Here is a 20,189-nt window from a genome sequence, read left to right as displayed (position 1 = left end):
ACGGCATCGAAGTGGCGTTGGTCACGGGCGTGTCCGGCGCCGGGTTGCGCACGGCCGCCAAGATTCTCGAAGATCTGGGTTGGTACGTGGCCGACAACCTGCCGCCCGAGCTCATTTCCAAGATGGTCGATCTCGGGCTGGAGTCGCAGCCCCGTATCGAGCGTCTCGCCTTGGTGATGGACGTGCGCAGCCGCCTGTTCACCGGCGATCTGGGCTGGGTGGTCAAGGAACTCGACTCCAAGGGTGTGCGCAATCGCGTGCTGTTCCTGGATGCGTCCGACGCCGTGCTGGTCCAGCGGTTCGAATCGAATCGGCGCAGTCACCCGTTGCAGAACGACGGCCAGGACGGAACTCTGACCGAGGGGATCACGGCCGAGCGACTACGGCTCGCGCAGGTCAAGGCGGCCGCCGACCTGACCGTCGACACGACCTCGTTGTCGGTGCACCAGCTTCGGCGCAAGATCGAAACGGTCTTCGGGGCCGCTGACACTGTCGGCGTCGGCGTGACGGTCCAATCCTTCGGCTTCAAGTACGGCTTACCGATGGATGCCGACCTGGTCTGCGACGTGCGTTTTCTGCCCAATCCGCACTGGGTGCCCGAACTGCGCGAACACACCGGTCAGGACGCGGATGTGCGCGACTACGTCCTCGGACAGAACGGGGCGCACGACTACCTGCAGACGTACACGCACCTGTTGAATCTGACCATCGAGGGATACGTGCGGGAAGGCAAGCGATACATGACGGTGGCCGTGGGCTGCACCGGAGGAAAACACCGAAGCGTCGCGATGACGGAGGCCCTGGCCGGTATTCTCGCCGAACAGGGGGACGTATCGGTCCGCGTCCTGCACCGTGATCTGGGCCGCGAATGAGCGATACTCCGCACCGTCCGGTATCGGGTTCGGGTCCCAAGATCGTCGCTCTGGGCGGCGGCCATGGTTTGTACGCGACGCTGTCGGCAGCTCGGCTGCTCAGCAGCGATGTCACTGCGGTCGTGACGGTCGCCGACGACGGCGGGTCCTCGGGTCGTCTGCGGGCAGAACTCGGCGTCATCCCGCCCGGAGATCTCCGGATGGCGCTGGCTGCCCTGGCCCGCTCGGATGCCAGAACCCAGCTGTGGACCGACGTCATTCAGCACCGATTCGGGGGCACCGGTGCCTTGGCCGGCCACTCGGTGGGAAATCTGGTTCTCGCCGGGCTCACCGAAGTACTCGGCGACCCGATAGCTGCCCTCGACGAGATGGTGCACATGCTCGGTATCGACGGACGAGTGCTGCCGATGTCACCGATTGCGCTCGACATCGAAGCCGATGTATCCGGCCTCGAGGACGACCCACGCGTGAGTCGCGTCATTCGCGGTCAGGTCGCCGTCGCCACGACGCCCGGCAAGGTCCGGCGCGTGCGGCTGTTGCCACCGGACCCGCCTGCGTCGCCGGAGGCGCTGGCCGCCATCGCGGCGGCGGACCTGGTCGTGCTCGGTCCCGGATCGTGGTTCTCGAGTGTCATTCCCCACGTTCTGGTGCCGGATCAGCTCGCTGCACTGGCGCACACAAGCGCGCCCAAGGTGCTCGTACTCAACCTGGCACCGGAGCTGGGGGAGACCACCGGATTCTCCGCCGAGCGCCATGTCCACGTACTCTCCCAACACGCACCTGATTTGGGAATCGACCACGTGTTGGTCGATTCCGCCTCGGTCCCGGAGGGCAGCAACCGCGAGCACGTGGCGCGCGCCGCTGCCCGGCTCGGCGCTGGGGTCGTCTACGTCGACGTTGCCGAAACCGGCACTCACGCACATCATTACGGAAACCTGGCTGCTGCTCTCGGAGCCATCGTGTCGTCCACCGACGGCTCGGCACCGACAGCGGCGCGCAGAGAGGGGATCACTTCGTGGCCATGACAGCGGAGGTCAAGGACGAGCTGAGCAGGCTCACCGTCAGTCAGGTCAGCTGCCGCAAGGCCGAGGTGTCCGCCCTGCTGCGTTTCGCCGGCGGGTTGCACATCGTCGCGGGTCGAGTGGTGGTGGAGGCCGAGGTGGATCTCGGCTCCATCGCACGGCGGCTGCGACGCGAGATATTCGAGCTGTACGGCTACTCCTCGGATGTCCACATGCTCAGTGCCGGAGGCCTGCGCAAGACGTCTCGGTACGTGGTGCGCGTGGCCAAGGACGGCGAGGCTCTGGCCCGCCAGACCGGGCTGCTCGACCTCCGTGGACGTCCCGTGCGTGGCCTGCCCGCTCAGGTCGTGGGCGGCACCGTCGGCGACTCCGAGGCCGCGTGGCGCGGCGCGTTTCTCGCCCACGGCTCGCTCACCGAGCCGGGCCGGTCGTCCGCGCTCGAGATCAGCTGCCCCGGGCCCGAAGCAGCGCTCGCCCTCGTCGGTGCCGCTCGGCGCCTCGGAGTGGCAGCCAAGGCACGTGAGGTGCGCGGCACCGATCGAGTCGTCGTACGAGACGGCGAAGCAATCGGAGCGTTGCTCACGCGCATGGGCGCTCAGGACACCCGGTTGGTGTGGGAGGAGCGCCGGATGCGCCGCGAGGTGCGGGCCACCGCCAACCGTCTGGCCAACTTCGACGACGCCAACCTGCGCCGGTCCGCTCGGGCCGCGGTTGCGGCCGCCGCTCGCGTCGAGCGGGCTCTGCACATTCTCGGCGACGACGTACCCGATCATCTCGCTGCGGCAGGATCGCTTCGAGTCCAGCACCGCCAGGCCTCGCTGGAGGAACTCGGTCAGTTGGCCGACCCGCCGATGACCAAGGACGCGGTGGCCGGTCGGATCCGGCGTCTGCTGTCCATGGCCGATCGGAAAGCGAAGGAGACCGGGATACCCGACACCGAGTCGGCGGTCACCGCAGAGCTGCTCGACGAGGCGTAGAGCGCCTCGATCGAGTGATGCGCGCGCTCCGCCGGAGCGCACACTAGGGTAGGAACCGCGTGTGGCACCCCGCATGCAGGCACGACCAGACATCTGTTTTCACAACTTTTAGGAGCGAACAGTGACGATCCGGGTAGGCGTCAACGGCTTCGGCCGCATCGGGCGTAACTTCTTCAGGGCTGTCGACGCGCAGAAGGCGCTCGGTACCACCGACATCGAAATCGTTGCTGTCAACGACCTGACCGACAACGCATCGCTCGCACACCTGCTCAAGTACGACTCGATCCTGGGCCGCTTGCCGCACGACGTCTCGCTCGAAGGCGAAGACACCATCGTCGTCGGCGGCCAGAAGATCAAGGCTCTGTCGCTGCGTGAGGGACCGTCCGCACTTCCGTGGGGTGACCTGGGTGTCGACGTCGTCGTCGAGTCCACCGGCATCTTCACCGACGCTGCGAAGGCTCAGGGTCACATCGACGCCGGTGCCAAGAAGGTCATCATCTCCGCGCCCGCCAAGGGCGAGGACATCACCATCGTCATGGGCGTCAACGACGACAAGTACGACGGCAGCCAGAACATCATCTCCAACGCGTCGTGCACCACCAACTGCCTCGGCCCCATCGCCAAGGTTCTCGACGACGAGTTCGGCATTGTCTCGGGTCTCATGACGACCATTCACGCGTACACGCAGGATCAGAACCTGCAGGACGGCCCGCACAGCGATCTGCGTCGTGCACGTGCCGCAGCTCTGAATGTCGTCCCCACCGGTACCGGTGCAGCCAAGGCCATCGGCCTGGTTCTCCCGCAGCTGCTCGGCAAGCTCGACGGCTACGCACTTCGGGTGCCGATCCCCACCGGCTCTGTCACCGACCTGACCGCTCTGCTGAAGAAGAAGGCCAGCGCCGAGGACATCAACGCCGCGATGAAGGCTGCCGCGGAGGGCCCGCTGAAGGGCATCCTGAAGTACAACACCGATCCCATCGTGTCCTCGGACATCGTCACCGACCCGCACTCGTCGATCTTCGACGCGCCGCTGACCAAGGTCATCGACGACCAGGTGAAGATCGTCTCCTGGTACGACAACGAGTGGGGCTACTCCAACCGCCTCGCCGACCTCATCGGTCTCGTCGGCAAGTCCCTCTGACACCGATGGCTGTCAAGACACTGCAGGATCTGCTCGATGCCGGTGTCGAAGGACGTGGCGTCCTCGTGCGATCGGACTTCAACGTCCCGCTCGAGGACGGCACGATCACCGACCCCGGCCGCATCCAGGCGTCGATTCCGACCCTTCGTGCACTGGTCGAGGCCGGTGCGAAGGTCATCGTCACCGCTCACCTCGGTCGCCCCGACGGCAAGCCCGATGCGAAGTACAGTCTGGCTCCGGTCGCTGCCAAGCTCGGCGAACTGCTCGGCCGGCACGTCCAGCTCGCGGGAGACGTTGTGGGTCAGGACGCCGAGGCACGCGCCGAGGGCCTGACCGACGGCGACGTACTGCTGCTCGAGAACATCCGCTTCGATCCGCGTGAGACCAGCAAGGACGAGTCCGAGCGAGCCGCACTGGCTCGTGAGCTCGTTGCTCTGGCCGGCGACGATGCGGCATTCGTCTCCGACGGATTCGGCGTCGTGCACCGCAAGCAGGCGTCGGTCTACGACGTGGCGCAGCTGCTTCCGCACTACGCGGGCACACTCGTCGCGGCCGAGGTCGAGGTGTTGGCCAAGCTGACCGAGGATGCGGCTCGTCCGTACGCGGTGGTGCTCGGCGGCTCCAAGGTCTCGGACAAGCTCGGCGTGATCGAGGCGTTGGCTCCCAAGGTCGACACCCTCGTCATCGGCGGCGGCATGGCGTTCACTTTTCTTGCCGCCCAGGGTTATTCGGTCGGTAACTCGCTGTTGCAGGAGGATCAGATCGGGGTCTGCAAGGACCTGCTCGAGCGCTTCGGCGACGTGATCCATCTTCCTGTCGACATCGTCGTCGGAGACAAGTTCGCGGCCGACGCCGAGTCCAAGACCGTCAAGGCATCCGAAATTCCGGACGGCTGGATGGGTCTGGACATCGGACCGGACTCGGTCAGTCGTTTCGCCGTCGTGCTGTCCAATGCGAAGACGATCTTCTGGAACGGACCTGCAGGCGTCTTCGAGTTCGACCAGTTCTCGGCCGGTACCAAGGGCATCGCAGAGGCGATCATCGGAGCCACCGAGAAGGGCGCGTTCAGCGTGGTCGGTGGTGGTGATTCCGCGGCTGCGGTACGCACCCTCGGGCTGCCCGACGACGGCTTCTCGCACATCTCCACCGGTGGCGGTGCATCCCTCGAATACCTCGAGGGCAAGCAGCTGCCCGGTCTATCCGTCCTGGAGGCGTAACGCATGGCACGTAAGCCGCTCATCGCGGGCAACTGGAAGATGAACCTCAACCACCTCGAGGCCATCTCGCTGGTGCAGAAGATCGCCTTCTCGCTGCCCGAGAAGTACTTCGACAAGGTGGACGTCACGGTCATTCCGCCGTTCACCGACATCCGCAGCGTCCAGACGCTCATCGAAGGCGACAAGCTCCTGCTCACCTACGGTGCGCAGGACGTCTCCGCCGAGGACAGCGGCGCATTCACGGGCGAGATCAGCGGGTCGATGCTGGCCAAGCTGGGATGCACTTTCGTCGTGGTCGGCCACTCCGAGCGACGCACGTTGCACAGCGAGGACGACGCCGTCGTGCTGGCGAAGACGAAGGCTGCCTTGAAGAACGGGCTCACACCGATCGTGTGCATCGGCGAGGGTCTGAACATTCGTGAGGCCGGTGAGCACGTGGCCTACAACGTGGCTCAGCTCCGCGGTTCGCTCGACGGCCTCTCGGCCGACGACATCGCCAAGGTCGTCATCGCCTACGAGCCGGTATGGGCCATCGGCACGGGACGCGTGGCCTCGGCGTCGGACGCTCAGGAAGTGTGCGGTGCCATTCGGGAGGAATTGAAGGAATTGGCGTCGGCCGAGGTCGCCGCGGGCGTCCGCGTGCTGTACGGCGGTTCGGTCAACGCCAAGAACGTCGGCGAGATCGTCGGTCAGCCCGACGTCGACGGCGCGCTGGTCGGTGGCGCTTCGCTCAAGGCGGACGAGTTCGCCACATTGTCGGCGATTGCCGCAGGCGGACCGTTGCCCTGATCGGCCATCGTCACCGCTGCGCAGAACTGGTTTCGGACACCTCGCTTCGGCGGGGTGTCTGAAGTCGTTCGTGGGGCCAGGTAGGCTGCTGAGGGCATCGAATCGAGTTTGAGGTGGACATGGATCTGTTTCTGGATATTCTGCTGGTCATCACCAGCCTGGCGCTGATCTTGCTGATCCTGCTGCATCGCGGCAAGGGTGGCGGTCTGTCCAGCTTGTTCGGTGGCGGCGTGCAGTCCAGCCTGTCCGGCTCCACGGTCGTCGAGAAGAACCTCGACCGCCTCACTGTCTTCACCGGCCTCATCTGGCTCATCGCGATCCTCGGGATCGGTCTCGAGATCAAGTACACCTGATCCGTCCCGGCTCCGAGTGCGAGTTGACGGCCGAGCGACGATACTGGGGGGATGAGCGAATCCTCTTACGAGTCAGTCGGTTCCCCGGCATTCGTCACACCGACAGCTCGCGGGCGAGAGTTGACCGAGCCACTGCGGGAGGACATCCGCTATCTCGGTGGCATCCTCGGTGAGATCATTCGGGTACACGAGGGCGACGAGGTCTTCGAGCTCATCGAGTCCGCGCGAGTGGAATCCTTCGCGGTGCGCCGCTCGGAGATCGAACGCGACGACTCTGTCGGCCGGTACACCGATGTCGAAGTGGCGCAAGCTGTTCCGTTGATCCGCGCGTTCAGCCACTTTTCGTTGCTGGCGAACCTGGCCGAGGATCTTCACCGTGAGCGCCGGAGAGCCATTCATCTGGACAACGGAGACCCGCCGCAGGACAGCAGCCTGGACGCAACGTGGTCGAAGATCGACGCCGCCGCTCCGTCGCGCGAGCAGGTTGCCGCCGCGCTGACCGACGCGTTGGTGGCCCCGGTCATCACCGCGCACCCCACCGAAACGCGTCGTCGAACGGTGTTCGACGTCCAATCGAAGATCACCGCACTGATGCGTCGGCGCGAGGTCGCGTCGGCTGCCCCGGAGGGCAAAGCCGCCGGAGCCGCCAAGGAATTGGCCGTGATCGACGTGCAGATTCGCCGGCAGGTGCTGACGCTGTGGGAAACCGCCCTGATTCGGCTGTCGCGATTGCGCATCCAAGACGAGATCGAAGTGGGTCTCCGATACTTCGAGTCCTCGCTGTTCGATGTCATGCCCGCCCTCAATGCCGATGTCCGCGCGGCGCTGCGAGCGCGATGGCCGGAGGACGACCTGCTGCCGCGGCCGATACTTCGGCCGGGGTCGTGGATCGGAGGAGACCGCGACGGTAACCCGAACGTCACCGGCGAGGTGGTGCACACGGCCACTCATCAGGCCGGTTACGTGGCGTTCGAGCACTACCTCGACGAACTGGTTGCGTTGGAGAAAGAGTTGTCGATGTCCGCGCGGCTCGTCGCGGTCACCGAGGAACTGGAGGCTCTGGCCGAGGCGTCTGCGGAACCGGACGACCGCCGGGCCGACGAACCGTACCGTGTTGCCGTTGTCGGTATCCGTGCCCGGCTGACAGCAACGGCACGGGCGGTGCTCGACGCGGTTCCGGTGTCCGGAATCGATCTCGGTGCCAACCCGTATGCGAGCCCGCAGAAAGTCCTCGACGATCTCGACACTCTGGACCGCGCGCTCCGGGCCGACGGAGACGGTCTGATCGCCGACGATCGGCTGCTTCGACTGCGGCAATCGGTCGAGACGTTCGGATTTCATCTCCAGGCGTTGGACATGCGGCAGAACTCCGAGACCCACGAGGAAGTGGTCGCGGAGCTGTTGGCCTGGGCCGGGGTTCATCAGGACTATCGGTCGCTCGGTGAGGACGAGCGCGTCTCGGTGCTCTCGCACGAACTCGCCACTCGGCGTCCCTTGATCGGGCCCACCGCGCAACTCAGCGACCTCGCTGCGAAGGAACTGGGCATCGTCAGGGCGGCCAAGGAGGCCATCGACCACCTGGGCCCGGACACCGTTCAGAACTACATCATCAGCATGTGTCAGTCCGTCAGTGACATGCTCGAGGCGGCCCTGCTGCTCAAGGAGGCGGGGATCTTCGATCCCGGCGTCGATGGTTCGGCACCCACGTCGACGGTGGGTGTCGTGCCGCTCTTCGAGACCATCGAGGACCTGCAGCAGGGTGCTGCGACACTGCTCGCCACTCTCGACGTTCCGATTTACCGTGCTCTCGTGGCCGGTCGAGGCATGAACCAGGAGGTCATGCTCGGGTACTCGGACTCGAACAAGGACGGTGGCTATCTCGCGGCCAACTGGGCGCTGTACCGGGCCGAACTCGACCTGCTCGAAGCGTCCCGTAAGACAGGAATTCGGTTGCGACTCTTCCACGGTCGCGGTGGCACCGTCGGGCGCGGCGGCGGCCCCAGTTACGACGCGATTCTGGCGCAACCGCCCGGCGTGGTGCAGGGATCGCTTCGTCTCACCGAGCAGGGCGAGATCATTGCAGCGAAGTACGCCGAACCGTCGATGGCGCGGCGCAACCTCGAATCGTTGGTCGCGGGCACCCTCGAATCGACGCTGCTCGACCTCGAAGGATTGGGTGACGGTGCCGAGGCCGCCTACGACGTTCTGGACGATCTCGCGGCCAAGGCTCGGGCAGCGTACGGCCGGCTGGTGCACGAGGAGCCCGGGTTCGTCGAGTACTTCCGCACGTCCACGCCCGTTGCCGAGGTCGGCGAGCTGAACATCGGGTCGCGTCCGGCGTCGCGTAAGCCGACGAATTCCGTGTACGACCTGCGTGCTATCCCATGGGTGATGTCGTGGAGTCAGTGCCGCGTCATGCTGCCCGGCTGGTACGGCACCGGATCGGCGTTCGAGGAGTGGGTCGGTGACGACGACTCCAAGCTGGAGGTACTCGCGGATCTGTATCGGAAGTGGCCGTTCTTCCGCACTGTGCTGTCCAACCTGGCGCAGGTCATGGCCAAGTCCGATCTGGGTATCGCCGCTCGGTATGCGGAACTCGTTCCCGACGCAGACCTCCGCGCACGCATCTTCGGCATGATCGAGGCCGAACACGCCACCACCGTGCGGATGTATCTGAAGATCACCGGTCACAGTCGATTGCTGGAGGACAACCCGGCGCTGGAGCGATCGGTACACAACCGGTTCCCGTACCTGGAACCTCTCAACCAGATGCAGGTCGAGATGTTGCGTCGATACCGCAACGGCGACGACGACGAACGGGTCAAACGAGGAATCCTGCTGACGATGAACGGCCTGGCCACGGCACTACGCAACAGCGGCTAGCACCGTATGTCTCGCTGCGCTGCCGCGGAACCGGTGGCCGACAGTCTGCGTCCAACCGGGTATGAGGACGTGCAGAAACACTCTCGACGCGTGGCGGGACGGGACGGCGTATCGGGTGATCGCTCGATCGCGGTATGCGGACTTCCGAGACGGGGTCGGTGGCGTCGGCGAGTCCACCGGTGGCGGGGACGCCAGCGGTTCGAACGGCGTAGGTTCGAACGACCACGGCGTCGATTCAGGGGAGTGAATCTCCTGAATCGACGCCGCTGTACGTCTGCTGTCAGCTGTGGCTCGAGCCGATCACCGGTCCAGCTGTGAGGCCGCGGCCTCGTCGACGAACCAGACCGTCGATTCCGCGCCGATGGCACCGGCCGACGGCCAGTCGTCGGACGCTGCTCCACCGACGGCGGCGGCAACGGCCTCGGCCTTCGCTGCACCGGACACCAGCAACCACACGTGCTTCGCCCTCCGGACGGCGGGCAGGGTGAGTGTGATGCGAACCGGTGGCGGCTTGGGGGAGTCCTCGACGGCCACGACGAAGCGATGCTGCTCGCGCACCGCGTCGGTGTGCGGGAAGAGCGAGTTGATGTGGCCCTCGCCGCCCATGCCCAACAGGTGGATGTCGAAGTCGGGGCATTGACCGTCGGCGGCCCGTGAGTGCAGCGTCTGTGCGTACGCCGCCGCAGCCGTTTCCGGGTCGGAGCCGTAGGCACCGTCCGACGTCGCCATCGTGAACAGTCGATCCGGGTGCACGTCCACGTGCTTCAGCAGCGCGTCCGATGCCTGGACCTCGTTGCGCTCGGGATCTCCCGAGGGGAGAAAACGCTCGTCACCGAAGTAGATGTCCACCCGTGACCAGTCGATGGCACCGGAATCCGCGCGCAGTGCCTCGAGGAGGGCGATTCCCGTCCCGCCTCCGGTCAACACCACCGACGCGACACCGCGCTCGGCCTGCGCCGCGACGACAACGTCGACGAAGCGAGTGCGGGCGGCATCGACCAGCCCTTGTGCGTCGAGGTATCGGAGGACCGACTGATTACTCATAGCTCACTTTCGACAGACCGTGGAGGGCGAGTTCGTAGATTTCGTCCGTGTCGAGCCGCCGCAGTTCCTCGGCCAGGCACTCGCGGGTGTTGCGACGTGCCAGAGCAACCTGAGCGTCGGGCTGACCGGTACGCCGCAGTGTGGCGGTTTTTCCGGTCTGCGGACGGGTCAGCGAAATACTGCTGTTCTCCCTGTTCAGCTCGACCTTGAGCTCGCCGGCTCGCCGGTAGACCGGCACGTCGAGCTTCGCCGCCAACCAGCCGGCCAGAATGTCGAGTGCCGGCTCCTCTGCCAGTCCCGACACGGTGGCCGAGGTGACGGCCTCGAACGGTGCCTGATCGAGGGCAGTCGCCAGCAGGCCGCGCCAGTAAGTGATTCGGCTCCACGACAGATCCGTATCACCCTCGGTGTAGCTGCTCAGCCGTCCCTTGATCGCTGCGGTGGTATCCGACGAATTGGTGGCATCGGTGATCCGCCTGATCGCCAACCGGCCCAGTGGATCCTTCGCCGGTACCGTCGGTGCCTCGTCCGGCCACCACGCGACGATCGGCGTATCGGGCAGCAGGAAGGGAATGACGACGCTGTGTTCGTGATCGGCGAGCTCGCCGTTCAGTCGTAGTACGACGACCTCGGACGCGCCGGCGTCTCCGCCGACGCGGATCTGGGCGTCAAGACTCGACTCGGCGGACCGATCACCGTGGATGAGGACGATGACGCGACACGGATGTTCCCGGCTCGCCTCGTTCGCGGCATCGATCGCCCGTTCGGCCTTGCTCGCATCACGGCTCGCGACGATCAAGGTCAGCACGCGGCCGATGGTGACCGCGCCACCTGCTTCACGAACCTCGACGAGCTTCTTGCCGACCTCGGCCGTCGTGGTGGCGGGAATGTCGACAATCACGGCCTTCTCCATTCGCGTCCGGTGCGGTGCATCATCTCGTCACCCGAGGACGGACCCCAGGTGCCGGCCTCGTACGGTTCGGCGGTGCCGCCCGAGGCCCAGTACTCGAGAATCGGGTCGAGAATCTTCCACGACAGTTCCACTTCGGCGTTGACCGGGAACAGTGAGGGCTCACCCAGGAGTACGTCGAGTATCAGTCGCTCGTACGCCTCGGGAGATGACTCGGTGAACGCCTGGCCGTAGCTGAAGTCCATGCTGACGTCGCGCACCTGCATGCTGGACCCGGGAACTTTGGAACCGAAGCGCATCGTGACGCCCTCGTCCGGCTGGACTCGAATGACCAGTGCGTTCTGACCGAGTTCCTCGGTCATGGTGGCGTCGAACGGCAGATGGGGGGCACGCTTGAACACCATTGCGATCTCGGTGACTCTGCGGCCCAACGCTTTTCCGGTTCGCAGATAGAACGGGACTCCACCCCAGCGCCGAGTGTCGACCTCGAGGGTGATGGCGGCGTAGGTTTCGGTGTTCGACTCGGAGTCGAACCCCTCTTCCTCCTTGAGCCCCTTCACTTTCTGGCTGCCCTGCCACCCGGCGGAGTACTGCCCGCGGGCGGACGTGCGATCGAGCGGCTCGGCGAGCTTGGTCGCCGAGAGCACCTTGATCTTCTCGGACTGCAACTCGGTGGGGTTGAAACTCACCGGCTCCTCCATCGCAGTGATGGCGAGCAACTGGAGGAGATGGTTCTGAATGACGTCGCGCGCTGCCCCGATCCCGTCGTAATAGCCTGCGCGGCCACCCAATCCGATGTCCTCGGCCATCGTGATCTGCACGTGGTCCACATAGTGCGCGTTCCAGATCGGATCGAACAACTGGTTGGCGAAGCGCAGCGCGAGAATGTTCTGCACCGTCTCCTTGCCCAGGTAGTGATCGATCCGAAAGACGGTGTCCTCGGGGAACACTCGGTTCACGATCGCGTTGAGCTCCTTGGCGCTCTGCAAATCGTGACCGAACGGCTTCTCGATGACGACGCGTCGCCAGTTGCCGTCCTGCGCCTGGGCCAGTCCGGAACGTGATAGTTGTTGCAGTACAACAGGGAACGCGCCGGGTGGGATCGAGAGGTAGAAGGCATGGTTGCCGCCGGTGCCGCGGGTGGTGTCGAGTTCGGTGAGAGTCCGCGACAACTCGTCGAACGCGGCATCGTCGTCGAACGAACCCTGAACGAACCGGAAGCCCTCGGCAAGGGTGTTCCACACCTCTTCGCTGAACGGAGTTCGAGCATGATCGCGCACGGAGTCGTGCACGATCTTCTCGAAATCCTGGTTCTGCCACTCACGGCGAGCGAAGCCGACCAGGGCGAAACCGGGGGGTAGGAGCCCCCGGTTCGCCAGGTCGTACACCGCAGGCATGAGCTTCTTACGCGCGAGGTCACCGGTCACCCCGAAGATGACCATGCTGCACGGCCCGGCGATGCGGGGGAGCCGCTTGTCTCGCGCGTCGCGAAGTGGATTGCGCCAATCCGCGGAATTCAGGTTTTCTGTGTCTGCGGTGGGCACAGGTCAGCTCTTCTGACCTGCTTGGCGGAGCTGCTCCTCGGTAGCTTCGAGCAGCTCGTTCCACGCAGCCTCGAACTTCTGGACGCCCTCGTTCTCCAACGTCAGGAAGACGTCGGTGAGGTCGATTCCCAGGGCGGAGATGCGGTCGAAGATCTCCTGCGACTCCGGTCCCTTACCCGAGACCGTGTCGCCGACGATCTCGCCGTGGTCTGCGACCGCGTCCATGGTCTTCTCCGGCATCGTGTTCACGGTGTTCGGAGAGACGAGCTCGGTGACGTACATGGTGTCCGGGTAGGCGTCGGACTTGACGCCCGTCGAGGCCCACAGCGGCCGCTGCGGGCGCGCACCGTTGCCCGCGAGTTCGCGGAACCGGGGAGCCACCTCGAACACCTGCTGGTAGGCCACGTACGCAAGGCGCGCATTGGCCAGCGCGGCCTTGCCCTTGAGGGCCTCGGCATCGGGGGTGCCGATGGCGTCCAGCCGCGAGTCGATCTCGCTGTCCACGCGGGACACGAAGAACGACGCCACGGAATGGATCTTGTCGAGGTCATGACCGGCGGCGCGGGCGGCCTCGAGACCCTCGAGGTACGCGTTCATGACCAGCTCGTAGCGCTCGACGGAGAAGATCAGGGTCACGTTGACGCTGATGCCCTCACCGACCACCTTGGCAATGGCGGGGATGCCTTCTTCGGTTGCCGGAATCTTGATGAGGAGATTCGGACGGTCGACGATCTTCCAGAGTTCGACGGCCTGCTCGTACGTCTTGTCCGCGTCGTGCGCCATGCGGGGGTCGACCTCGATCGACACGCGTCCGTCGACGCCCGCGCTGGCCTCGTACTGCGGCACGAGGATGTCGCACGCCTCACGGACGTCGTCGGTGGTGACGGTGCGAATCGTGGTCTCGACATCGGCACCTTCGCCGGCGAGCTTGGTGACCTGCTCGTCGTAAGCATCGCCCTTGCTCAATGCGGCCTGGAAGATCGACGGGTTGGTCGTCACGCCGACGACGCTCTTGGTGTCGATCAGGTCCTTGAGGTTGCCCGACCGAATGCGGTCGCGGGACAGGTCGTCCAGCCAGACCGAAATTCCGGCGGCGGACAGCTCGGCAAGGTTTTTGTTCTGGGTCATGAGTTATCCCTTCACGTTGGTGATGGAGCGCTGCGCGGCCGCGACGACGGCGTCGGCCGTGAAGCCGAACTCGCGGAAAAGTGTTGCCGCATCGGCAGATTCGCCGTAGTGCTCGAGCGAGATGATCTCGCCGAAACCGCCGACGATCTTCCACCACGGCATCGCGATGCCGGCCTCGATGGACACCCGCGCCTTGACGGTGGGCGGAATGACCTGGTCGCGGTAGTTCTGGTCCTGGCTCTCGAACCACTCGACACACGGCATCGACACCACGCGTGCCGCGATGCCCTGCGCCTCGAGCAGCTTCTGGGCCTCCACTGCGTACTGCAGTTCGGAACCGGTGCCGATCAGGACGACGTCGGGAGCGGCCTTGGAGGACTCGGAGAGGATGTAGCCACCCTTCGAGACGCCCTCGAAGCTGGTGCCTTCCAGGATCGGGATGCCCTGACGCGTCAGCGCCAGGCCGACGGGCCCGCTGCTGCTCGACCTGGCGAGCACCGACTGCCAGGCGTAGGCCGTCTCGTTGGCGTCACCGGGGCGTACGACAGACAGGTTGGGAATCGCACGCAGGGCCGCGAGGTGCTCGACCGGCTGGTGCGTCGGGCCGTCCTCGCCGAGGCCGATGGAGTCGTGGGTCCATACGTAGATGGGATCGATGTCCATCAGCGACGCCAGGCGAACCGACGGCCGCATGTAGTCGCTGAACTGCATGAACGTTCCGCCGTACGCGCGGGTCGGACCGTGCATGACGATGCCAGACAGGATCGCACCCATGGCGTGCTCGCGGATACCGAAGTGAAGCGTGCGGCCGTAGGGCTCGGCGTCCCAGTCGTCGGTGGAGATCGACGTGGGGCCGAAGGACTTCGCACCCTTGATCGTGGTGTTGTTGCTGCCTGCGAGGTCGGCCGAGCCGCCCCACAGTTCCGGAAGAACGGGTCCGACGGCGTTGAGGACCTCGCCCGACGCCGCACGCGTGGCGACGGCCTTGCTGCCGGGCTCCCACGTGGGCAGCACGTCGGTCCAGTTCTCGGGCAGCGTGCCCTGCTGAAGACGGTCGAGCAACTGCTTGCGCTCGGGCTCACGGGCTGCCCAGGCCTCGAACTGCGTCATCCACTCGGTGTGTGCGGCGCGGCCGCGTTCCTGGAGCTTGCGAGTGTGGCCGATGACCTCGTCGCTGACCTCGAACGTCTTGGCCGGGTCGAAGTCCAGGGCCTGCTTGACCTTCGCGACCTCGTCGTCGCCCAGCGCGGCACCGTGGACGGCACCGGTGTTCATCATCGTCGGAGCCGGGAACCCGATGATGGTCCGCAGCACGATGATCGACGGCTTGTCGGTGACGGCCTTGGCGGCCTCGATGGCCTCCTCGATCGCGGTGACGTTCTCGCCGCCCTCGACGACCTGTACGTGCCACCCGTAGGCCTCGTACCGAGCGGCGGTGTTCTCGGACAGGGCGATGTCGGTCGAGTGCTCGATCGAGATCTTGTTGTCGTCGTAGAACAGGATCAGGTTGCCGAGCTGCTGGGTGCCTGCGAGCGACGACGCCTCGGACGTGACGCCTTCTTCGATGTCGCCGTCGGAGGCGATCACGTAGATGAAGTGATCGAACGGGCTCTCGCCGAGCGCAGGTTCGGGATCGAACAGTCCGCGTTCACGGCGCGATGCCATTGCCATTCCCACAGCGGATGCCAGTCCCTGACCGAGAGGGCCGGTGGTGATCTCGACGCCGTCGGTGTGGCGGAACTCGGGGTGCCCCGGGGTCTTGGACTTGTAGGTCCGCAGTGCTTCGATGTCGGCGAGCTCGAGACCGAAACCGCCCAAGTAGAGCTGCAGGTACAGGGTCAGGCTCGAGTGACCGCACGACAGCACGAAACGGTCGCGGCCGATCCAATGGGTGTCGGTGGGGTCGTGGCGCATGGTGCGCTGGAAGAGGGTGTACGCGAGGGGAGCCAAGCTCATCGCGGTTCCGGGGTGGCCGTTGCCGACCTTCTGCACTGCGTCCGCTGCCAGGACACGAACGGTGTCGACCGCCCGGGTGTCCAGGTCCGTCCAGTCGCTGGGGTGGTGCGCCGTGGTGAGGACGTCAATATCGTCTGTGATCGACACGAGCAGAAATCTCCTGACATTCGTTCGAGTTGTGGCTCCGAGGATTCGTCGCTCGGCGGTAACTGCACAGCGCCTGCGTGAGGCGCGAACGTAGTCGATGCCGAAGGACGTCCCCCACCAGCCTAGTTCCGACCGACGCTACTGTCGTGCCTTCCCCCGTCGGAGCACGAACGTGTGTGGCGTCGCCGCATCGTTCTTCGGTTTGGGTGCCCTGCGAATTGGACGTGCAAACCCCGCCGTCTACCATCGTCTGTAGTAGGCGCATGCTCGACGGCTCCCGGGGGCAATTTCCGAACCGGGACCATCCGCGTGCGCGTCGGTGGCCGAGGTCCTCGTGAGGGTTCTCCCAGGATCGGTCGGCCGCCAGGAACGAACCCGCGTGCCCGACGGCGCGTGGCAAGTGGCCGAGCGCCAGAGAACGACAGTCGTGCGAGGAGACGCAGTGCGAATTGGGCAGCAGCCGGGCGGACACGGTTTCGCCGGCGGCCCCGGATTCGGAGCAGACGACCAGGGCGACACCGAACACGCCGCGCCGGCGTCGGCGCCGCGCAGAGCGTGGGCTCTCTTCCTGGCCTATGTCGCGCTGACGAAGCCTCGGGTCATCGAACTACTTCTCGTCACGACCATTCCCGCGATGCTGCTGGCAGATCGCGGTCACGTGGACCCGTGGCTGATTCTCACCACACTGTTCGGTGGAATGCTGGCCGCGGCGAGCGCGAACACCTTGAACATGGTGGTCGACGCAGACATCGACAAGGTGATGAAGCGCACCGAGAAGCGGCCGTTGGCCCGCGGCGCGATGCCTGTGTCGCACGCACTGGTGTTCGGTTTGGTCCTCGGGGTGTTCTCGTTCTTCTGGCTCTGGGCGACGACCAACCTCCTCAGCGGCGTGCTGGCCGTCGTCACGATCTGCTTCTACATCTTCGTCTACACCCTGGTGCTCAAGCGCCGAACTTCGCAGAACGTGGTGTGGGGCGGTGCCGCCGGCTGTATGCCGGTCATGATCGGCTGGTCCGCCGTCACCGGCACGATCGGCTGGCAGGCGCTGGTGATGTTCCTCGTCATCTTCCTGTGGACACCGCCGCACACGTGGGCCTTGATGCTTCGCTACAAGGAGGACTACCAGGCGGCCAACGTCCCGATGCTTCCTGCCGTCGCGTCGGAGACCAAGGTGACCAAGCACATCGTGCTCTACGCGTGGGCCACGGTTGCTGCGACGTTGGCACTGGCCCCGGGCTCCGGCGTCGTCTACGCGGTGATCGCGGTGGCATCGGGAATCTGGTTCCTCGTCGTGGCGCATCGCCTGTACGCGGGCGTGCGGGCTGGAACACCGGTCAAGCCTCTCAAGCTGTTCATCCTGTCCAACGAATACCTGGCGCTGGTGTTCTGCGGCCTCGCCGTCGACTCTGTCCTCGGCTGGCAGACGCTCGCCCAGCTGGTCTCCTGAGCGAGCGCCTCCTCACATCTGCACCCGATCAGGGGACGAGAACGATCGAACCGGTCGTCTTACGTCCTTCCAGGTCCATATGTGCCTGCGCGACATCTTCGAGCGCGTAGCGAGCGCCGACCTCGACCGTCAGAGCGCCGCTCGACAACGCCTCGAACACATCGCCCGCACGCCATTCGAGCTCGGCTCGGTCCCGTATGTGATGCGCCAGCGTGGGCCTGGTCAGAAACACCGATCCGGCCCCGTTGAGCCGTTGTGGGTCGAACGGCGGTACCGGTCCGCTCGCAGCACCGAACAGGGCCAGCGTGCCTCTGATGCGCAGCGACGCCAGACTGGCCTCGAACGTGTCGGCTCCGACACCGTCGTAGACGGCATGGACGCCCTCGCCGCCGGTGAGTTCGCGGACCTGGGCCGCAACGTCGTCGTCGTACCGCAGTACGTGGGCGGCACCGGCCTGGGTCGACCGCTCTGCTTTGGCATCGGTGGACACCGTCGTGATGACCCGTACGCCCTTTCCGACCGCCATCTGGGTCAGCAGTAGTCCGACGCCTCCCGCACCCGCGTGCACGAGGACCGTGTCGCCGCTGCGCGCCGGGTAGGTGGACTCGATCAGGTAATGCGCAGTCATGCCCTGGAGCAGCGCCGACGCCGCCTGATCGGCCGGAACGCCGTCGGGAACGGATATGGCGGACGAGGCGTCCACGACGACGAACTCGGCATAGCTACCCGGCGCGGCCGCCCAGGCGATACGGTCCCCAGGAGCGAACGCGGTGACGTCAGGACCGGCCTCGTGGACAACTCCGGAACCCTCGTCGCCGGGGATGTAGGGCAGGGACCGTGGATACAGGCCGCGGCGGAAGTAGGTGTCGATGTAGTTGATCCCGATGGCGTCGACGCGCACGAGAACCTGCCCCGGTCCGGGCTCGGGAATGGGCACGTCCACGACGACCATGATCTCGGGTCCGCCGGTGTTGTCTACTCGAATGGCACGCATATCCCTGTTCTACACGGGAGCGATGTGAGTTCGAGGGCGGAGGCACGCTTCCACGACCGGTGCGACAAGTTACCGATCAGTAGCGATTCGGCGGGCCGATGCCGCCACGGTGGACGACCTCGGTATCGTGTCTGCATGGCTACCGAAATCGACAGTGCGGGCAACGAGAAGGACACGTCCAACGAGGTTCCGAAGGGAACTCTCGCGGCTGTGAAGGCTTTCCTCGCCGATCACGGCAACTCGGCAAGTGTGGTGATCCAACCCATCGGTCGGGCCGGAACCCGGCTCACACTGGTCGGCGCAGACGGAGTGCTCGGAGATCAGGTGGTTCCGTCCACAGCGGTCGCACACGCGATCGTCGCCAGGTTCGACGAACTGACCGAGGCGGAGTGGGACCGCGAACTGGTCAGTTCGGTCAATCCGGCACCGGGCCATTACGAGAAGATGGCCGGCTGGGTCGCTCGGCAGAAGAAGTTCCCCAAGGCCCGCAACCAGGCCATCGTCGGGTAGGACGAGAGCCGCAAAGTTTTTTCGACTCGACGGGAACCGTCTCGCGGTCCGATGCGTCGAAGTCAGTGAAGGGGCAGTCGGCCATCTGAGGGGGAGGTCGGCTGCCCCTCCGCTGTGATTCGAAACTGCTGTGCTCGGACACCCGCGTGTCGAGCCGGCTGAGGAGCCGACACCCGAAGACTGCCGGGCCTCAGGACGCTGCGGCGACCCTGTCCACGTCGGCTTCCCGATCGGCAACCGCAGGACCGCGTGTTCTGCACGATGCCCACAGCGCAGCCGTGGCAGCCGTGCAGGCACCGGCACCGGCAACGTGGAACGCGACGAGTACTGCGGGAACGCCCGTGAAGTACTGCACCAGGCCGATCAGGGACTGGGCCAGCACGATCGCCACCAGAACGTGCAGCCGCTGCTTGACGGCAGTCGGCGCTCCGACCGCGTACAGGGCGAAACCGAGCCCGACGAGCAGCGCGAGATACCCGACCAGGAATTGCGAGTGGGCGTGCACCAGCGTGACGATCTCGATGCCCAGGCGCGGTACCGGCTCGTCGATGCTCTTGTCGCCGGCGTGCGGGCCGGCACCGGTCACCATCGTCCCGGCGATCAGTACGCCGGTCAGCGCGACGCCGGACAGAGCAGTGAGCCCGCGTAGCGCGGCGGGGACGGTGGGCAACGACTTCGGCGCGGCGTCGGTTTCACCCACCTTGACGAACAGCAGGGTAGCCAGCCAGACCATTGCCATCGACACCACGAGGTGAATGGCCACTGTCCACCACAGCAGGCCGGTCAACACGGTGAAGCCACCGATGACGGCCTGCACGACGGTTCCCAGCGGCATGAACCACGCGAAGAGCAACACCTCGCGCCGCCGGGCCGCGCGAGTGACAGCGAGAACGACGGCCGCAGCGGCGATGACCACCACGAAGGTGAGCAGTCGATTACCGAACTCGACGGCCTGATGCAGCACCGGAACCTCGGATACTCCGACCGGCGTGAAGCTTCCGGGGAAGCACTGTGGCCAGGTGGGGCACCCGAGCCCGGAGCCGGTCACTCGAACCACCGCACCGGTGACGGCTATGCCGCCCTGGGTGAGGATGGCGATGAATGCCAGCACCCGCTGTACCCGCAGCGAGGGCAGGGGCAGATAGGCCACGAGGCGCAGGAACACGCCGTAGAGCTTCCGTAGGAGGTAGGGCACTCCACGATGGTAAACGCCGATCAACTACACAGCGTCGTTGGGTAGAGCGACCGGCGGAAA

General features: G+C 65.6%; 17 protein-coding genes. 10 read left to right on the top strand and 7 right to left on the bottom strand.

The features are described from left to right. The first annotated feature begins 5 nt into the window (after positions 1–5). The 8 genes from rapZ (at position 6) to ppc (ending at position 9,254) form a co-directional block, all read left to right on the top strand. A complete protein-coding gene (gene rapZ, locus AB0P23_RS07545; protein WP_027497003.1) occupies positions 6–872 on the top strand; it encodes an RNase adapter RapZ in 867 nt (288 codons plus the stop codon). Further along, positions 869–1,897, top strand: a complete 1,029-nt coding sequence (gene yvcK / locus AB0P23_RS07540; protein ID WP_206497524.1) for a uridine diphosphate-N-acetylglucosamine-binding protein YvcK — start codon at positions 869–871, stop codon at positions 1,895–1,897. The genes rapZ and yvcK overlap by 4 nt, the downstream gene beginning before the upstream one ends. Beyond that, a complete protein-coding gene (gene whiA, locus AB0P23_RS07535) occupies positions 1,888–2,871 on the top strand; it encodes a DNA-binding protein WhiA (protein WP_027497005.1) in 984 nt (327 codons plus the stop codon). Before yvcK ends, whiA begins: the two co-directional genes overlap by 10 nt. 121 nt (positions 2,872–2,992) lie before the next feature. Next, positions 2,993–4,012 carry a type I glyceraldehyde-3-phosphate dehydrogenase gene (gene gap, locus AB0P23_RS07530; RefSeq protein ID WP_008716538.1) on the top strand — a complete coding sequence of 340 codons (1,020 nt, stop codon included), beginning with the start codon at positions 2,993–2,995 and terminating at the stop codon, positions 4,010–4,012. A 5-nt stretch (positions 4,013–4,017) separates the two neighbouring features. Then, positions 4,018–5,229: a phosphoglycerate kinase gene (locus AB0P23_RS07525; RefSeq protein WP_222080170.1), complete on the top strand. Its 1,212-nt coding sequence runs from the start codon at positions 4,018–4,020 to the stop codon at positions 5,227–5,229. Between the two features lie 3 nt (positions 5,230–5,232). Continuing rightward, the gene (tpiA, locus tag AB0P23_RS07520; RefSeq protein ID WP_027497007.1) at positions 5,233–6,018 is read left to right on the top strand and encodes a triose-phosphate isomerase; all 786 of its coding nucleotides are present in this window, start codon (positions 5,233–5,235) and stop codon (positions 6,016–6,018) included. A 119-nt stretch (positions 6,019–6,137) separates the two neighbouring features. Then, on the top strand, positions 6,138–6,371 hold the full coding sequence (secG, locus tag AB0P23_RS07515; RefSeq protein WP_027497008.1) for a preprotein translocase subunit SecG: 234 nt from the start codon (positions 6,138–6,140) through the stop codon (positions 6,369–6,371). Positions 6,372–6,422: 51 nt separating this feature from the next. Continuing rightward, positions 6,423–9,254: a phosphoenolpyruvate carboxylase gene (gene ppc / locus AB0P23_RS07510; RefSeq protein WP_363797157.1), complete on the top strand. Its 2,832-nt coding sequence runs from the start codon at positions 6,423–6,425 to the stop codon at positions 9,252–9,254. A gap of 300 nt (positions 9,255–9,554) precedes the next feature. Here ppc and pgl read toward each other — a convergent pair whose 3' ends face one another. The 5 genes from pgl to tkt are packed head-to-tail and all read right to left on the bottom strand — an operon-like array spanning position 9,555 to position 15,983. Then, positions 9,555–10,298: a 6-phosphogluconolactonase gene (gene pgl / locus AB0P23_RS07505; protein WP_032387333.1), complete on the bottom strand. Its 744-nt coding sequence runs from the start codon at positions 10,296–10,298 to the stop codon at positions 9,555–9,557. After that, the gene (gene opcA, locus AB0P23_RS07500) at positions 10,291–11,199 is read right to left on the bottom strand and encodes a glucose-6-phosphate dehydrogenase assembly protein OpcA (protein WP_363797154.1); all 909 of its coding nucleotides are present in this window, start codon (positions 11,197–11,199) and stop codon (positions 10,291–10,293) included. The genes pgl and opcA overlap by 8 nt, the downstream gene beginning before the upstream one ends. Continuing rightward, entirely contained in the window at positions 11,196–12,752 is a 1,557-nt protein-coding gene (gene zwf, locus AB0P23_RS07495) for a glucose-6-phosphate dehydrogenase (RefSeq protein WP_027497012.1), read from the bottom strand. The genes opcA and zwf overlap by 4 nt, the downstream gene beginning before the upstream one ends. A 3-nt stretch (positions 12,753–12,755) precedes the next feature. Further along, positions 12,756–13,880 (bottom strand): transaldolase, encoded by a 1,125-nt coding sequence (gene tal, locus AB0P23_RS07490; protein ID WP_222059143.1) that lies wholly within the window; start codon positions 13,878–13,880, stop codon positions 12,756–12,758. 3 nt (positions 13,881–13,883) lie between these two features. Further along, the gene (tkt, locus tag AB0P23_RS07485) at positions 13,884–15,983 is read right to left on the bottom strand and encodes a transketolase (RefSeq protein ID WP_363797152.1); all 2,100 of its coding nucleotides are present in this window, start codon (positions 15,981–15,983) and stop codon (positions 13,884–13,886) included. A gap of 442 nt (positions 15,984–16,425) precedes the next feature. Between tkt and AB0P23_RS07480 the strand changes: the two genes are divergently transcribed. After that, positions 16,426–17,430 carry a heme o synthase gene (locus AB0P23_RS07480; protein WP_027497015.1) on the top strand — a complete coding sequence of 335 codons (1,005 nt, stop codon included), beginning with the start codon at positions 16,426–16,428 and terminating at the stop codon, positions 17,428–17,430. A 28-nt stretch (positions 17,431–17,458) separates the two neighbouring features. On the opposite strand, the gene AB0P23_RS07475 is transcribed toward AB0P23_RS07480, so the two are convergent. After that, complete coding sequence (locus AB0P23_RS07475; RefSeq protein ID WP_363797150.1) at positions 17,459–18,424, bottom strand: quinone oxidoreductase; 966 nt, start codon at positions 18,422–18,424, stop codon at positions 17,459–17,461. A gap of 135 nt (positions 18,425–18,559) precedes the next feature. Here AB0P23_RS07475 and AB0P23_RS07470 point away from each other — a divergent pair, with 135 nt between their 5' ends. Further along, the gene (locus AB0P23_RS07470) at positions 18,560–18,934 is read left to right on the top strand and encodes a hypothetical protein (RefSeq protein WP_027497017.1); all 375 of its coding nucleotides are present in this window, start codon (positions 18,560–18,562) and stop codon (positions 18,932–18,934) included. Positions 18,935–19,124: 190 nt separating this feature from the next. On the opposite strand, the gene AB0P23_RS07465 is transcribed toward AB0P23_RS07470, so the two are convergent. After that, positions 19,125–20,129 carry a heme A synthase gene (locus AB0P23_RS07465; protein ID WP_206497531.1) on the bottom strand — a complete coding sequence of 335 codons (1,005 nt, stop codon included), beginning with the start codon at positions 20,127–20,129 and terminating at the stop codon, positions 19,125–19,127. Positions 20,130–20,189: the final 60 nt, after the last annotated feature.

Source organism: Rhodococcus sp. NPDC077669 (assembly GCF_040686915.1).
GTDB classification, from domain to species: Bacteria; Actinomycetota; Actinomycetes; order Mycobacteriales; family Mycobacteriaceae; genus Rhodococcoides; species Rhodococcoides fascians.
This window is presented reverse-complemented; position numbering and strand designations above follow the sequence as displayed.

Coding starts and splice junctions, on each gene's coding strand:
- AB0P23_RS07475 (WP_363797150.1), bottom strand. CDS start 18,424: ATGCGTGCCATTCGAGTAGACAACACCGGCGGACCCGAGATCATGGTC.
- tal (WP_222059143.1), bottom strand. CDS start 13,880: ATGACCCAGAACAAAAACCTTGCCGAGCTGTCCGCCGCCGGAATTTCG.
- tpiA (WP_027497007.1), top strand. CDS start 5,233: ATGGCACGTAAGCCGCTCATCGCGGGCAACTGGAAGATGAACCTCAAC.
- AB0P23_RS07470 (WP_027497017.1), top strand. CDS start 18,560: ATGGCTACCGAAATCGACAGTGCGGGCAACGAGAAGGACACGTCCAAC.
- ppc (WP_363797157.1), top strand. CDS start 6,423: ATGAGCGAATCCTCTTACGAGTCAGTCGGTTCCCCGGCATTCGTCACA.
- AB0P23_RS07525 (WP_222080170.1), top strand. CDS start 4,018: ATGGCTGTCAAGACACTGCAGGATCTGCTCGATGCCGGTGTCGAAGGA.
- secG (WP_027497008.1), top strand. CDS start 6,138: ATGGATCTGTTTCTGGATATTCTGCTGGTCATCACCAGCCTGGCGCTG.
- pgl (WP_032387333.1), bottom strand. CDS start 10,298: ATGAGTAATCAGTCGGTCCTCCGATACCTCGACGCACAAGGGCTGGTC.
- yvcK (WP_206497524.1), top strand. CDS start 869: ATGAGCGATACTCCGCACCGTCCGGTATCGGGTTCGGGTCCCAAGATC.